This is a genomic window from Streptomyces sp. NPDC093149 (assembly GCF_044754145.1).
Taxonomy (GTDB): Bacteria; Actinomycetota; Actinomycetes; order Streptomycetales; family Streptomycetaceae; genus Streptomyces.
In genome coordinates this window covers 581,167-597,038 of sequence record NZ_JBIVON010000004.1, presented here as the reverse complement: position 1 = coordinate 597,038, position 15,872 = coordinate 581,167, and the positions used below count along the sequence as shown (strand labels likewise).

2 protein-coding genes are annotated in these 15,872 nt (G+C 73.6%); both read left to right on the top strand.

The window, feature by feature from the left end:
* Window positions 1-2 precede the first annotated feature (2 nt).
* Window positions 3-5,021 carry an amino acid adenylation domain-containing protein gene (locus ACIQCZ_RS16160; protein ID WP_402282825.1) on the top strand — a complete coding sequence of 1,673 codons (5,019 nt, stop codon included), beginning with the start codon at window positions 3-5 and terminating at the stop codon, window positions 5,019-5,021.
* The gene (locus ACIQCZ_RS16155) at window positions 5,018-15,871 is read left to right on the top strand and encodes an amino acid adenylation domain-containing protein (RefSeq protein WP_402282823.1); all 10,854 of its coding nucleotides are present in this window, start codon (window positions 5,018-5,020) and stop codon (window positions 15,869-15,871) included. Before ACIQCZ_RS16160 ends, ACIQCZ_RS16155 begins: the two co-directional genes overlap by 4 nt.
* Window position 15,872 lies beyond the last annotated feature (1 nt).

Below are 15,872 nucleotides of genomic sequence, written 5' to 3'. Positions count from 1 at the left end.
CCGTGAACGCCGAACTGCTTTCGGAACGCTTCGCCGAGCAGGCGTTCCGTACCCCGCACGCGGTCGCCGTCGTCGACGGCGACCGGGCGGTGACGTACGAGGAGCTGGACCACGCGTCGCTGCGCCTGGCCCACCACCTGCGGGATCTGGGTGCCGGGCCCGAGACGCTGATCGGGGTCGGCCTGCCGCGCGGCGTCGATCTGGTCGTGGCGCTGCTCGGGGCGTGGCGCGTCGGCGCCGGCTACGTCCCGCTCGACCCGGCACAGCCGCCCGCGCGGCTGTCCGGCCTGGTCCGCGACAGCGGGGCACACCTGGTGCTGGCGGGGCCCGAGCTGGCGGACGCGGTGCGCGACGCCGGGGCCCGGCGCGTGGGACCCGAGGAGGTCCCGGCCGGCGATGCGCCCGACGGGCCGCCGCTCGCCGCCGCACACCCCGACAACGTCGCGTACGCCGTCTTCACCTCCGGTTCGACCGGAAAGCCGAAGGCCGTCGTCATCACCCACGCGGGCATCGCCCACCGGGTCGGCTGGACCGTGGACCGGCACCGGCTGGGGGCCGACGACCGCGTCCTCCAGAAGACCACCATCGGCTTCGACGCCGCGGCCTGGGAGATCTTCGCGCCGCTCGTCAGCGGCGGCACCGTGGTGCTCGCCCCGGCCGGTGCCGAGCGCGATCCGGCCGGACTCCTGCGCACGGTCGCGGAGACCGGTGTCACGGTGCTCCAGGTCGTGCCGTCCGTGCTGCGCCTCCTCGTCGAGGAGGGCGACTGGAGCGGCTGCGGCTCGCTGCGGTTGCTCTTCTCGGCCGGCGAGGCCCTGCACGCCGAGCTCGTCGCCCGGGTGCGCGAACGGGCGGGCACCGGGCTGGAGGTGTGGAACACCTACGGGCCGACCGAGTGCTCCATCGACGTCACCGCCCAGCAGGTCGCCGCGGACATCATCACGGGGCCCGTGCCCATCGGCCGTCCGCTGCCCGGCATGCGGGTCATGGTCCTGGACGCCAACGGCGCGCCCGTACCGGTGGGCGTGCCCGGTGAGCTGTACGCCGGGGGCACGGGAGTGGCCCGCGGCTACGCGGGACGCCCCGATCTGACCGCCGAACGCTTCGTGCCCGACCCGTACGCCCCCGAGCCCGGCGGGCGGTCGTACCGCACCGGCGACCAGGTGCGCTGGCGTGCCGACGGCACCCTGGAGTACCTGGGCCGGCTGGACCACCAGGTCAAGATCAACGGGGTGCGGATCGAGCCCGGCGAGGTCGAGGCGGCCCTCGCGGCGCACCCGGCGGTCACCGGCGCCGTCGTGACGCCGTACACGGTCGACGGCGGCAAGCGGCTCGCCGCGCACCTCACCGTCGGCGCCCCCGTCGGCGCGGCCGAGCTGCGCGGGTTCCTCGCCGAGCGGCTCCCCGACAGCCATGTCCCCGCCTTCCTCCACACCCTCGACGCCTTCCCGCTCATGGCGAACGGCAAGGTCGACCGGGCGCAGCTGCCGACACCGGACGAGATCCTCGCCGCGGAGCAGCCGGCGTTCACCGCGCCGCGCGACGCGGCCGAGGAACTGGTCGCCGGGGTGTGGGCGGAGCTGCTGGGCCTGGAGCGGGTGGGCGCGCACGACGACTTCTTCGCCCTGGGCGGCACCTCGCTGCAACTGACGCGCCTGGCCGCCCGGCTGCGGGCCGCCTCCGGCGAGAAGGTGTCGCTGCGCGGCCTGTTCGCGGCCACCACGGTCGAGGCGCAGGCCGGGCTGATCGGCTCGGCACCGCGGACGCGGACCGAGGAGCCCGGCATCGTGGCCGTGCCGCGCGACGGCGAGCTGCCGCTGTCGTCCGGCCAGCGCCGCCTGTGGTTCCTGGACCGGATGCACCCCGGCAGCCCCGAGTGGGTCGCCCCGCTCTTCCTGCGGTTGCCGGCCGGTCTCGACGCGACGACGGTCCGGCGTGCCCTGGACGCTCTCGCCGCGCGGCACGAGCCGCTGCGGACCCGGTACGCCGACAGCGACGGGGAGCCGCGCCAGATCATCGACGCCCCGGACGGCACGAGCGTGGAACTGCGCGTCGAGTCCACCACTCGGGCCCACCTGCCGGCCCTGTTCGGCGAGCAGTTCCGGCGGGGTTTCGACCTGGCACGGGGACCGTTGTGGCGGGCGCTGCTCGCCCGGGTCGACGGCCACGGCGACATCCTGCTCCTGACCATGCACCACATCACCTGCGACGGATGGTCGACGGTGATCCTGGAGCGCGAACTGCGCGACCTGTGCGAGGCGTTCGCCGCGGGCGAGGCGCCCCGGCTGCCCGCGCCGGCCCTCCAGTACGCGGACTACGGCGCCTGGCAGCACGCCCGGCTCACCGACGAGGTGATCGACAGGGAGCTGGCCCACTGGCGGGTCGCGCTGGAGGGGATCGCCCCGCTCGCCCTGCCCACCGACCGGCCGCGCCCGGCGGTGCGCGACCCGCACGGCGCGGTCGTACCGTTCCGCATTCCTGCCGGACTGGCCGCGAGATTGGGCGAACTGGGCAGGACGCATGGTGCGACACCGTTCATGACGCTCCTCACCGCGTACGCCACGCTGGTGGCCCGCTACAGCGGTCAGTGGGACGTCCCGGTCGGCACCCCGGTGGCCGGCCGCACCCGGCCCGAGACCGACGGCATGGTCGGCTTCTTCCTCAACTCCCTCGTCGTGCGCTGCGGACTGCGGCCGGGGATGAGCTTCGTCCAGGCACTCGGCCGGGTCAGGGACACCGCCCGCGCGGCCTTCGTCCACCAGGAGCTGCCCTTCGAACGGCTCGTCGACGAGCTGCAGCCCGAACGCGACCTGTCCCGCACCCCGCTCTACCAGGTGGCCTTCGACCTGCACAGCGAGGGTGTGACCAGCGTCGTCACGCACGACGCGGACCTCGCGGCGTTCACCGAGGCCTGGCAGGTGGCCAAGACCGACCTGTCGCTGTTCATGCGGCAGACCCCCGAGGGCGGCCTCGACGGCGTCCTGGAGTACGCCACGTCACTGTTCGAGCGGGCCACGGCCGAGCGGATGACCGGCCACTTCCTGAGCCTGCTGGACGCGGTGGCACACGACCCCGGCACCGTGCTGGGGGAGGTGCCGCTGCTGTCGCCGGACGAGCGCCGGCGGATCCTCGTGGACTGGAACGACACGGCGTACGCCACCGACGAACGCTCCGTACTCGAACGGTTCGAGGAGCAGGTCCGCACCGCGCCGGAGCGCACCGCACTGACGCACGGCGCGCAGACGCTCACGTACGGGGAGCTCGACGCCCGTGCCAACCGCCTCGCCCACCATCTGCGCACCCTGGGCGTGGGCGCCGAGTCACGCGTCGCCGTGCTGCTCGACCGGGGGCCCGACCTCGTGGCGGCGCTGCTCGCGGTGTGGAAGGCGGGCGGCGCGTACGTGCCGGTCGATCCGTCCCACCCGGCCGGACGCGTCGCCGAGATGTGCGCGACGGCGCGCGTGCGCACGGCGGTGACCGTCGCCGGGTACGCGAGCCGCTTCCCCTCGCGCGGACCGCGCCTGCTGTGCCTGGACACCGACGCCGGGGCCGTCGCCGAGCGGCCCTCGGCGGTACCGGCCCGCACCAGGGACCTGGACCGGCTGGCGTACGTCGTCTTCACCTCGGGCTCCACCGGCACGCCCAAGGGGGTCGAGGTGCACCACCGGGGCCTCGCGAACCACATCGACTGGGCGGCCAGGGAGCTGGCCGGGGGTGACTGCGGCGGCGGCGCCCTGTTCTCCTCCGTCGCCTTCGACTTGGTCGTCCCCAACCTCTGGGCGCCGCTGGTCACCGGGCAGCGGCTGTTCCTGCTGCCGCAGGACACCGACCTCTCGGAGCTCGGCAAACGCCTCGCGGAGGCCGAGCCGTTCAGCTTCCTGAAGCTGACGCCCGGACACCTCGACATCCTCGCGGCCCAGCTGACCGCGACCCAGGCGGGCGCGCTCACCCCGGTCCTCGTCGTGGCGGGCGAGGCGTTCACCCGCGCCGGCCTGGAGCGCTGGCGCGAACTCGCCCCGGACATGAGGATCCTCAACGAGTACGGGCCCACGGAGGCCTCGGTCGGCGCGACCGTCCACCCGGTACCGCCGGACGGCGAGACGCCCGACGCCGACGTGCTGCCGATCGGGCGTCCGCTGCCGAACACGACGGTGCACGTCCTGGACGCGGCGCTGGCCCCGGTGCCGGTCGGGGTGGCGGGCGAGCTGTACGTCGGCGGTACGGGTGTGGCGCGTGGCTACGCGGGACGCCCGGACCTGACGGCGGAGCGCTTCGTGCCCGATCCGTACGCGAAGGACCCGGGCGCCCGCCTCTACCGCACCGGCGACCTGGCGCGCCGACTGCCCGACGGCACCGTCGAGTTCCTGGGCCGCGTCGACGACCAGGTCAAGATCCGGGGCTACCGCGTCGAGCTCGGTGAGATCCGGGCCGTGCTCGCCGCCCACGACGCCGTGCGCGACGCCGTCGTCACCGTGCACCGGGCCGAGGGCGCCGAACCCCGCCTCGCCGCGTACGTGGTGCCCACGGACACGGACGCACCGCTGCCGGACCTCGCCCCGCACTGCGCCGAGCGGCTGCCCGACTACATGGTCCCGGCGACGTACACCGCCCTCGACGTGATTCCCGTCAACGCCAACGGCAAGGTCGACCGACGCGCCCTGCCCGACCCCGTACGGCCCGAGCAGGACGGCGGACACGTCGCCCCGAGCGGCCCCGTCGAGGAGCGCATCGCCGGGATCTGGACCGAGCTGCTCGGCGTCCAGGCCGGCGCGCACGACAACTTCTTCCACGTGGGCGGCAATTCGATCCTCGCGATCCGGTTGATCTCGGAGATCCAGCGCGCGTTCGACATCGACTTCACCGTCCGCGCGGTCTTCGAGGGCCCGACCGTCCGGCGGCTCGCCGAAGTGGTCGAGGAGCACATCACGGCACAGATAGCAGCGCTGACCGACGACGACCTCCGCGCGGCGGTCGAGGACACGGACAACGCACCGCAGACATCCAAGGAGCACCAGGCATGAGCACCGGGGAAATGGAGAGGCCCGCTGTCCCGGGCGTCGACGCCGAAGCACTCCGCGCCGAGCTGCTGCGCCGCCGCCTCGCGGGTCGGCGCACCACCGCCCGCCGCACCGGGATCCCGCGGGCCGACCGGGGGGAGCCGCTGCCGCTCTCGTACGGGCAGCAGCAGATGTGGTTCCTCGGACGCCTCGAACCCGACAGCCCCGAATACCTCGTGCCGCTGGTGCTGAGGCTGCGCGGCGACCTCGACACCGAGGCCCTCGGCCAAGCCTGGCAGACGGTGCTCGACCGGCACGAGATCCTGCGCACCCGCTACGAACTGCGGGGCGACGAGCCCGTCCAGGTGATCGACCGGCCGCGGGAGTTCCCGATCGTCGTCACCGACGCGGCCGACGAGGACGCGGCCCGCGCCCTGATCGAGGCCGACCTGGCCGAACCGTTCGATCTCGCCGGCGGCTGGCCGGTGCGGGCCCGGCTGATCCGGCTCACCGCCGACGAGCACGTCCTGGCGGTCGTCCTCCACCACATCGCCTGCGACGCCTGGTCGACCGGCGTCCTCGGACAGGAACTGAGCGAGCTGTACCGGGGAGACGTGCCCGCGCCGCTCGCCGTGCAGTACGCCGACTACGCGGCCTGGCAGCGCGGTGAGCTGACCGGCGACGTGGTGGGACACCACCTGGACTACTGGCGCGGGCAGCTGGCCGGCCTGGCCCCGCTCGAACTGCCCACCGACCGGCCCCGCCCCGCCGTGCGGGACGGGGCGGGCAGCGCCGTCGCGTTCGAAGTGCCCGGCCCGCTCGCCGCCCGGCTGCGCGACCTGGCCGCCCGGCACGACGCCACCCTGTTCATGCTGTTCCTCGCCGCCTACCAGTCGCTGCTCGCCCGCTGGAGCGGCCGCACGGACATCGCCGTCGGTACGGTCGTCTCCGGCCGGGGCAGGCCCGAGCTGCAGCAGCTCATCGGCTACGGCATCAACAGCCTGGTGCTGCGCGCGGACGTCGGCGGCGACCCCGCCTTCACCGAGCTGCTCGCCCGCACCCGCGCCACCGTCCTCGACGCCTACGACCACCAGGACGTGGCTTTCACCCAGGTCGTCGACGCACTTGGCCCCGAGCGCGACCTGTCGCGCACGCCGCTGTTCCAGGTGGCGTTCACGATGCACGGCGACCGCGGCTCGTCCTTCACGTTCCCCGGTGTCGAGACCTCCCCGTTCGAGGGTTCGGGCCGGGTCGCCAAGTTCGACCTGGACCTGCAGGTCCGGGAGGGCGCCGAAGGCTCGCTCGGCGGCCACCTGGAGTACGCGACCGCCCTCTTCGACCGGGCGACCGTGCAGCGCTTCGCCGGTCATCTGCTGCGACTGCTGGAGGGGATCGCCGCCACGCCGGACGCGGCACTGTCCTCGTACGACATCTTCGACGCGCGGGAGCGGACCGTACTGCTCGGCACCCCGGCGAGGACGCGGCCCGTGACGCGGCGTGTGCACGAGGTCTTCGAGGAGCAGGCGGCCCGCACCCCGCACCGCGTCGCCGTGACCTTCGAGGGCACCGACCTGACGTACGCGCAGCTCAACGCCCGCGCCAACCGCATCGCGCACGCCCTGATCGCACGGGGTGCCGGCCCGGAGGTCCTGGTCGGCCTGAGCCTGGAGCGCGGCATCGAGCTGCTGCCCGCGCTGCTCGGCATCCTCAAGTCCGGGGCCGGATACCTGCCCCTCGACCCGGCCAATCCCGCCGACCGCCTGGCCTGCATCCGTCAGGACGCCCAGGCCCCCGTCGTCGTCACCACAGCGGCGCACGCCGGGCCGTTCGACGTGGACCTGCTGCTCCTGGACACCGACGCCGAACTGATCGAGGCCCAGCCGGACACGGACCCGGCCGTGCCGGGCAGCCCCGACAACCTCGTCTACACGATCTACACCTCGGGCTCGACGGGCCGCCCCAAGGGCGTCGCGCTCACCCACCGCAATGTCGTACGTCTCATGGAGCGCGGCCACGAGCACTACGCGTTCACCGAGACCGACGTATGGCCGCTGTTCCACAGTTATGCCTTCGACGTGTCGGTGTGGGAGATGTGGGGCGCGCTGCTGCACGGCGGCCGGCTCGTCGTGGTCCCGCACGCCGTCACCCGTTCCCCCGACGAGTTCCTCGACCTGCTGAAGCGCGAGCAGGTCACGGTGCTCAACCAGACGCCGTCCGCGTTCCGCTCGCTGGTGGACACGGACATTGAACTCCCGCTGCGGGCCGTGGTGTTCGCGGGGGAGAAGCTGGAGGTCTCCGAACTGAGCCCGTGGACCGACCGGTTCGGCCTGGAGCGCACCGCCCTGGTCAACATGTACGGGATCACCGAGACGACGGTCCACACCACCTACCACCGGCTCACCGGGCGCGACCTGGACCCGCGGGCCGGCAACCCCGTCGGACATCCGCTGACCGACCTGGACGTGTACCTCCTGGACGCCCAGGGCGCCCTGGTGCCGATCGGGGTGCCGGGAGAGATCCACGTCGGCGGGCCCGGCGTGGCCCGAGGCTACCTGGGCCGGCCCGCGCTGACCGCCGAGCGCTTCGTGCCCGACCCCTACGGGCCCGCGGGCGCCCGCCTCTACCGCAGCGGCGACCTGGCCCGGCGGCTGCCCGACGGCAGCCTGGAGTTCCTCGGCCGCATCGACGGCCAGGTCAAGATCCGCGGCTTCCGCATCGAGCTCGGTGAGATCGAGACCGCCCTTGCCACGCACCCCGCCGTGCGCGACGCCGTCGTCCTCGCCCGTGAGGACACCCCCGGCGACAAGCGCCTCGTCGCCTACGTGACCCCGGCCGCGGACGCGGCCCCCACCCCGGCGGAGCTGCGCACGCACCTGTCCGGGGTACTGCCCGAGTACATGGTCCCCGCGGCCTTCGTCGCCCTGGACCGGCTGCCGCTGACCACCAACGGCAAGCTCGACAAGCGGGCCCTGCCCGAACCGGGACAGGACGCGCTCGGCGCCGGGGGGCACGTCGCGCCCCGCACCGTCGCCGAGGAGCGCATCGCGCAGGTGTGGGCCGAGGTCCTCGGGCTCGACCGGGTGAGCGTCGAGGACGGCTTCTTCGAGCTGGGCGGACACTCCCTGCGCGCCGTGACGCTCGTGGGCCGGCTGCGCGCCATCGGCTACGACCTCGCGGTGCGCGACGTCTTCGAGCACCGCACCGTCGCCCGGATCGCCGAACTCGTCACCGGCCGCCCGGCACCCGCCGAGGCCGTCCGGACCGTCGAGCCGTTCGCACTGGTGACCGCCGAGGACAGGGCGCTGCTGCCCGAGGGGCTCGTGGACGCCTATCCGCTCTCCCAGGTGCAGCTCGGCATGGTCGTGGAGATGCTGACGGACGACGGCAAGCACCCCTACCACAACGTGACGTCCTTCCGGATCCGTGACGAGCGGCCCTTCTCCCTCGACGCGCTGCGCGCCGCCGCGGCCGCGGTCGTCGCCCGGCACGAGGCGCTGCGCACCTCCGTCGCCCTCACCGGCTGCTCCGTGCCGCTGCAACTGGTCCACGAAGCGGCCGAGATGTCGGTCGGCGCCCGCGACCTGTCGCACCTGACCGAGGAGGAACTCCAGGCCTCCCTGAAGGAGTTCACCCTCAAGGAGCGCGGCGAGCTGTTCGACCTGGCCGCGCCGCCGCTGCTGCGCCTGTACGCGCACGTCGCGGGCGACGGCAGCTGGTGGATCACGCACACCGAGTGCCACGCGATCCTCGACGGCTGGAGCCACCACTCCCTCCTGATGGAGGTTCTCGACGACTACGGCCGCCTCGTCGACGGCGAGGAGCCGGCCGCACCGGAGCGCCCCGCCGTCCGGTTCGCCGACTTCGTCCGTGCCGAGCTGGACGTCCTCGGCTCCGCGGAATCGCGCGGGTACTGGCAGTCGGTCGTCGACGGCCACGCCAGGCTCACCGTGCCCGCGCCCTGGCGCGGCGACCCCGCCGACGAAGGGGCCCCCTACCGGGTTCCGGTGCCCTTCCACGACCTGGAGGACCGCCTGCGCGCGCTGGCCGCGAAATCGGGCGCCTCCCTCAAGAGCGTGCTGCACGCAGCCCACCTGAAGACGCTCGGCATGCTCACCGAGGAGGAGCGCTTCTTCACCGGACTGGTGTGCAACGCGCGCCCCGAGGTGCTCGGCGCGGACCGCGTCTACGGCATGCACCTCAACACGCTGCCGTTCGCGCACGACCGCACGGCCGCCACCTGGCGCGAGCTGGTCGCCGCGGTGTTCGCCCGTGAGATCGAGCTGTGGCCGCACCGGACCTTCCCGATGCCGGTCATCCAGCGGGAGCTCGCCGACGGCGAGCGGCTGATCGACATGCGTTTCAGCTATCACGACTTCGACCAGGTCGACCGCGAGCAGGTCGACTACCTGGCGAGCATCGACGACAGCCCCACGGAGTTCCCGCTGGGTGTCTCCGCACGCGTCGGCCACCTCGTCCTGACGGCGTCGCCGCGCGCGCTCAGCCGGTCGGGCACGGACCGCCTCGCGGCCATGCTGCGTCAGGTCCTGGAGGCGATGGCTGCGGATCCGGAGGGCGACGCGCAGGCGTCGTTCCTGCCGCAGGGCGAACGGGAGCGCCAGCTCGTCGAGTGGAACGACACGGCGTACGAGGCGGAGACGGCGACGGTGCTGCGGCGTTTCGAGGAGCAGGCGGTCCGCACCCCGCACGCCCCGGCCGTCACCCTGGACGGGCGGAGCCTGTCGTACGCCGAGCTCGACGCACGGGCCAACCGGCTGGCACACCATCTGCGCGGGCGCGGCGTCGGCGTCGAGTCCCGGGTCCTGGTCCGGCTCGACCGCGGCCCCGACCTGCTCACCGCCCTGCTCGCGGTGTGGAAGGCAGGCGGCGCCTACGTCCCCGTCGACCCGACCCACCCGGACGAGCGCATGGCCGTGATGCGCGAGGCGGCCGGTGCCACGGTGGTTCTCACGGAACTCCCCGAACAGGCCCTGAACTCCCTGCCGGCCACGGCGCCGGAGCGCGTGGACGATCTGGACGCTCTGGCGTATGTCGTCTTCACGTCCGGTTCGACGGGGGTGCCCAAGGGTGTGGAGGTGCCTCACCGGGGTCTGGTCAATCATGTGGCGTGGGCGGCGCGGGAGCTGGCCTCCCGCGGTACGGGGGGTGCGCCGCTGTTCTCCTCGGTCGCGTTCGACCTGGTCGTGCCCAATCTGTGGGCACCGCTGATCACCGGCCAGGCGGTGCACGCGGTCGGCGGCGACGTCGACATGGCCGACCTGGGGGAGCGTCTCGTCGCCTCGGGACCGTACAGCTTCATCAAGCTCACCCCGGGCCACCTGGACGTGCTGGCCGGGCAGCTCACGGCGGAGCAGGCGGCCGCGCTCGCCCCGGTCCTGGTCGTGGCCGGCGAGGCGTTCACGCGCGGCACGCTGGAACGCTGGCGCGCGCTCGCCCCGCACACGGAACTGATCAACGAGTACGGGCCGACCGAGGCGTCGGTGGGGTCGACGGTGTTCCCGGTGACCGGGCCGGTCGATCTCGACGTGCTCCCGATCGGGCGTCCGCTGCCGAACATGACGGTGTACGTGCTGGACGCGGCGCTGGCTCCGGTGCCGGTCGGGGTGGCGGGCGAGCTGTATGTCGGTGGTACGGGTGTGGCGCGTGGGTACGCGGGGCGTCCGGATCTGACGGCGGAGCGTTTCGTGCCGGATCCGTATGCGCAGCGGCCCGGTGTCCGGCTGTATCGCACGGGTGACCTGGTGCGTCGACTCGTCGACGGGAACGTGGAGTTCCTCGGCCGGCTCGACGACCAGGTCAAGATCCGGGGCTATCGTGTCGAGCTCGGTGAGATCCGGGCGGTGCTCGCCGCCCACGACGCCGTGCACGACGCCCATGTGACCAGCACCGACGGCGAACTGGTCGCGTACTACGCACCCGCGACGGCCGCCGCCGACGAGATCCGCGCCCACCTGGCCGGGCGCCTGCCCGACTACATGGTCCCCGCGGCCCTGATCCCCCTGGACGCCCTGCCGCTGAACGCCAACGGCAAGGTCGACCGCAGCGCGCTGCCCGCGCCCGACCCCGCCGGCACGGTGGACGACGGCTACGTGGCGCCGCGCACCGGCACGGAGGAGCGCGTCGCCGCGGTCTGGGCCGAGGTCCTCGGCCTCGAACGGGTCGGCGTCCAGGACGAGTTCTTCGCCATCGGCGGCCACTCGATCCGTGCCGTCGCCCTCGTCGGGGCGCTGCGCGCCGCCGGGTTCGACATCGGGGTGCGCGACGTGTTCGAGTTCCGCACCGTCGCCGCGCTCAGCGAGCACCTCACCGGCAGGCCGGCGCCCACCGAGGCCGAAGCCCCCGTCGAGCGGTTCGCGCTGGTGTCCGTCGAGGACCGGGCGCTGCTGCCCGAGGACGCCGTGGACGCGTATCCGCTGACCCAGGTGCAGCTCGGCATGGTCCTGGAAATGCTCGCCGACGACACCAAGCACGCGTACCACAACGTGTCGTCGTTCCGGATCACCGAGGACGTGCCGTTCTCGCCCGACGCGCTGCGCGCCGCGGCCCGCGCCGTCGTCGCCCGGCACGAGCTGCTGCGCACCTCCTTCCACCTCGACACCTGGTCCCAGCCGCTTCAGGTGGTGCACGCCGAGGCGGACATCCCCGTCGCCGTGCACGATCTGAGCGGGCTCGACGGGACGGGACTGCGGGACGCCGTGGGGGAGTTCATCTCCCGGGAGCGGGCCGACCTCTTCGACCTGGAGCGGGCGCCCCTGCTGCGGATGACCGCCCACGTCGAGGGACCCGGTGCCTGGCGGCTCGGCCTCACCGTGTGCCACGCGATCACCGAGGGCTGGAGCCACCGCGCGCTGTTGATGGAACTGCTCGACGACTACCGGCGCGTCCGCGACGGCGGCGCCCCTTCCGACGCGCCCGCGCCCGCCGTCCGCTACGCGGACTTCGTGGCCGCCGAGCAGCGCTCCCTCCGGTCCGACGACGACCGTGCGCACTGGGCCGGCGTCACCGGCGGCCATGCGCGCTTCACCCTGCCGACGGCGTGGGCGGGCGACCGCTCGGCACCGCGCGAGACCTTCCGGGTCGCGGTGCGGCTGGCCCCGTTCGAGCAGGGGCTGCGCGCAGTGGCCGCACGGGCCCGCGTCTCCCTGAAGAGCGTGCTGCTCGCCGCTCACCTGAAGGTCCTGAGCATGCTCACCGAGGAGACCCGCTTCCACTCCGGGCTGGTCTTCAGCGCCCGCCCCGAGGCGCCGGGGGCCGAGCGCGTGTACGGCATGTACCTCAACACCCTGCCGTTCGCCTTCGACGCCGACCGCGAACGCAGCTGGGAGGGACTGGTCCGTGACGTCTTCGCCCACGAGGCGGGGATGTGGGAGCACCGGCGCTACCCGATGCCGGCGATCCAGCGCGACGCCGGGGTGGAGCGCCTGCTCGACGTCCGGTTCAGCTATCAGGACTTCGATCACGTGGACACCGAGCGCGTGGATGTCGGCGACAGCTCGGGGGAGGGCGCCACGGAGTTCGGCCTGGCCGTGTCCGCGGTCTCCGGCCACCTCCTGATGACGACGCACACCCACGCCCTGTCCCGTCACCACGCCGACCGGCTCACCGCTCTGTACGAGGGTGTCCTCACCGCCATGACGCGGGACCCGGCGGGTGACGCCCGGACCGTCCCGCTGCCCGAGGACGAGCTCCGGCGCCAGCTCGTCGAGTGGAACGACACGGCGTACGAGGCGGAGACGGCGACGGTGCTGCGGCGTTTCGAGGAGCAGGCGGTCCGCACCCCGCACGCCCCGGCCGTCACCCTGGACGGGCGGACCCTGTCGTACGGCGAACTCGACACGTACGCCAACCGCCTGGCCCACGCGCTGCGTTCGCGCGGCGTGGGCGCGGAGTCCAGGGTCGCCGTCCAGCTGGACCGGGGACCCGCCCTGGTGGCGGCGCTGCTCGCGGTGTGGAAGGCGGGCGGCGCGTATGTGCCGGTCGACCCGTCGTACCCGGCCGAGCGGGTCGCGGCGATCGTGCGTACCTCGGGGGCCGGGACGGCCGTCACGTCCGAGGCGTACGAGGACCGCTTCGGCGCCGCGGCCCGGGTACTGCTCATCGGCGACGACGTCGGCTCCCTGCCGTCCACGGCGCCGGAGCGTGTGGACGATCTGGACGCCCTGGCGTATGTCGTCTTCACCTCCGGTTCGACGGGGGTGCCCAAGGGTGTGGAGGTGCCTCACCGGGGTCTGGTCAATCATGTGGCGTGGGCGGCGCGGGAGCTGGCCTCCCGCGGCACGGGGGGCGCGCCGCTGTTCTCCTCGGTCGCGTTCGACCTGGTCGTGCCCAATCTGTGGGCACCGCTGATCACCGGCCAGCGCGTCTTCGCCGTGTCCCAGGACACCGAACCGGGCGCCCTGGGGCGGAAGTTGCTGGCCGGAGCCCCGTACAGCTTCATCAAGCTCACCCCCGGCCATCTGGAGCTGCTGACCGCGCAACTCACCACTGAACAGGCGCAGGAGCTGGCCGAGGTCACGGTGGTGGCGGGCGAGGCGCTGCCCGGCACGGTCGCCGACCGCTCCCTGGACATCCTGGGACCCGGCCGGCTGATCAATGAGTACGGGCCGACCGAGGCGTCGGTGGGGTCGACGGTGTTCCCGGTGACCGGACCGGTGGGCCGGGAGGTGGTGCCGATCGGGCGTCCGCTGCCGAACATGACGGTGTACGTGCTGGACGCGGCGCTGGCTCCGGTGCCGGTCGGGGTGGCGGGTGAGCTGTATGTCGGTGGTACGGGTGTGGCGCGTGGTTATGCGGGGCGTCCGGATCTGACGGCGGAGCGTTTCGTGCCGGATCCGTATGCGCAGCGGCCCGGTGCCCGGCTGTATCGCACGGGTGACCTGGTGCGTCGACTCGGCGACGGGAACGTGGAGTTCCTCGGCCGGCTCGACGACCAGGTCAAGATCCGGGGCTATCGTGTCGAGCTCGGTGAGATCCGGGCGGTGCTCGCCGCCCACGACGCCGTGCGCGACGTCCATGTGACGGTGCACGAGCCGGTGCCCGGCGACCGGCGTACGGTGGCCTACTGGACGCCTGCTCCGGACACCGCCGCACCGGACCCCCAGGCACTGACCGAGCACTGCGCGCTGCGCCTGCCGGACTACATGGTGCCGTCGGCCTTCGTCGCCCTGGACGCCCTGCCGCTGAACGCCAACGGCAAGGTCGACCGCAAGGCGCTGCCGGTACCCGACCGCGGCGCGCTGCGCACCGGTACGCAACACGTGCCGCCGCGCACTTCGACGGAGAAGACCCTGGCCGCCATCTGGTCCGACGTCCTGGGCGTCGAAGAGATAGGCGTCCACGACCGCTTCTTCGACCTCGGCGGCCATTCCCTGCTGATGATCAAGGTCCTGGCCGCGGCCCGCGCGGCGGGTCTGACGGTCTCCGTCTACCGCATGTATCAGCACGACACCCTGATCGACCTGGCCGCGGCGGTGGACGAGGACGCGGCGGGCTCCCCGACGGGCGACACCGCACCGGCCGCCTCCCCGGCCGAGTCGCCGGTGGCTGCCTCCCCGGCAAAGGACGACCACCCGGCGGCCGGTGCCGCCGCCACCGTGGAGGTGCCCGCGGAACTCCTCGCCGCGCTGCTCGCGCAGGCGTCCGGAGGCGGACACGCGGACCACGGCGCCGTCGCACGGGCCGCCGCGCTGCTCGGTCCGGCGCCCGAGGACGTGGACCCCGACCCGCTCGCCGCGCGGCTCACCGACGTCATGGCCGAGCACCACGTGCCCGGCGTCGCCCTCGCGGTCATCCGCGACGGCGCGCTCGCCGAACTGCGGACCCACGGGGTCCTCACGGCCGGGGGCGACGGGCCGGTGACCCGGCGCACGCTCTTCCAGGTCGGCTCCGTCAGCAAGCACCTCACCGCGTTCGCGGTGCTGCGCCTCGTCGACCAGGGCCTGATCGACCTCGACACGGACATCGACACGTATCTGCGCTCCTGGCACCTGGACGACGACCCGGCGGCGCCGGGGCCCGTCACGGTCCGCGCGCTGCTCGGGCACCGGGCCGGCCTCGCCCGGCACCGCAGCGTCGGATTCCGGCCCGGCGAGCAACTGCCCACCCTGCTGGACCTGCTGGAGGGAAGCGGCCCGGTCGGCACTCCGCGCGTGCGGCGCGAGCTGACACCGGGCGGGACCTTCCGCAAGAGCAGCACGCACTACTGGGTGCTGCAGCAGGTGCTGGAGGACGTCACGGGGGAGCCCTTCGAAGCCCTGATGCGCCGACTGGTCCTGGACCCGCTCGGCCTTGCCGACAGCAGCTTCGACCAGGACCACCCGCGCACCTGTGGTCTCCCGGTGGCGCTCGGCCACGACGCGCACGGCACCCCTCTCAAGGGCGGCTGGCGCAACCGCGCCCACCTCGCCGCCGCCGGTCTGTGGGCCACCGCGGGCGACATCGCCGGGTTCGCACTCGCCGTCCGGGACTCCCTGCTCGGCACGCCGGGCGCGCTCGTTCCCCAGGCCCTGGCGCGGGAGCTGCTCGCGGGGGAGGCCGGCACGTTCTACGGGCTCGGCACCATCGTCGACGACACCGGCGACGATCTGGAGTTCGGCCACGGCGGCGAGCCGTCGGGCTACTGGAACATGGCGATCAGCCGGATGCACGGCGGCACGGGGTTCGTCGCCCTCACCAACGCCGACTCCGGCAAGGCGGTCGTCAAGCACCTCACCGCCGAACTCACCGCCCACGACGCCCGGTTCGGCAGCGGCAGGCTCGCCTCCGGCTGGCGCGACGCCTCCGGCACGGGCGAACTCCCCGCGGTCCTGGCCCCGGTCGTCACCGACGAGGACCGCGCGTCGCGGAACGACGCATGAC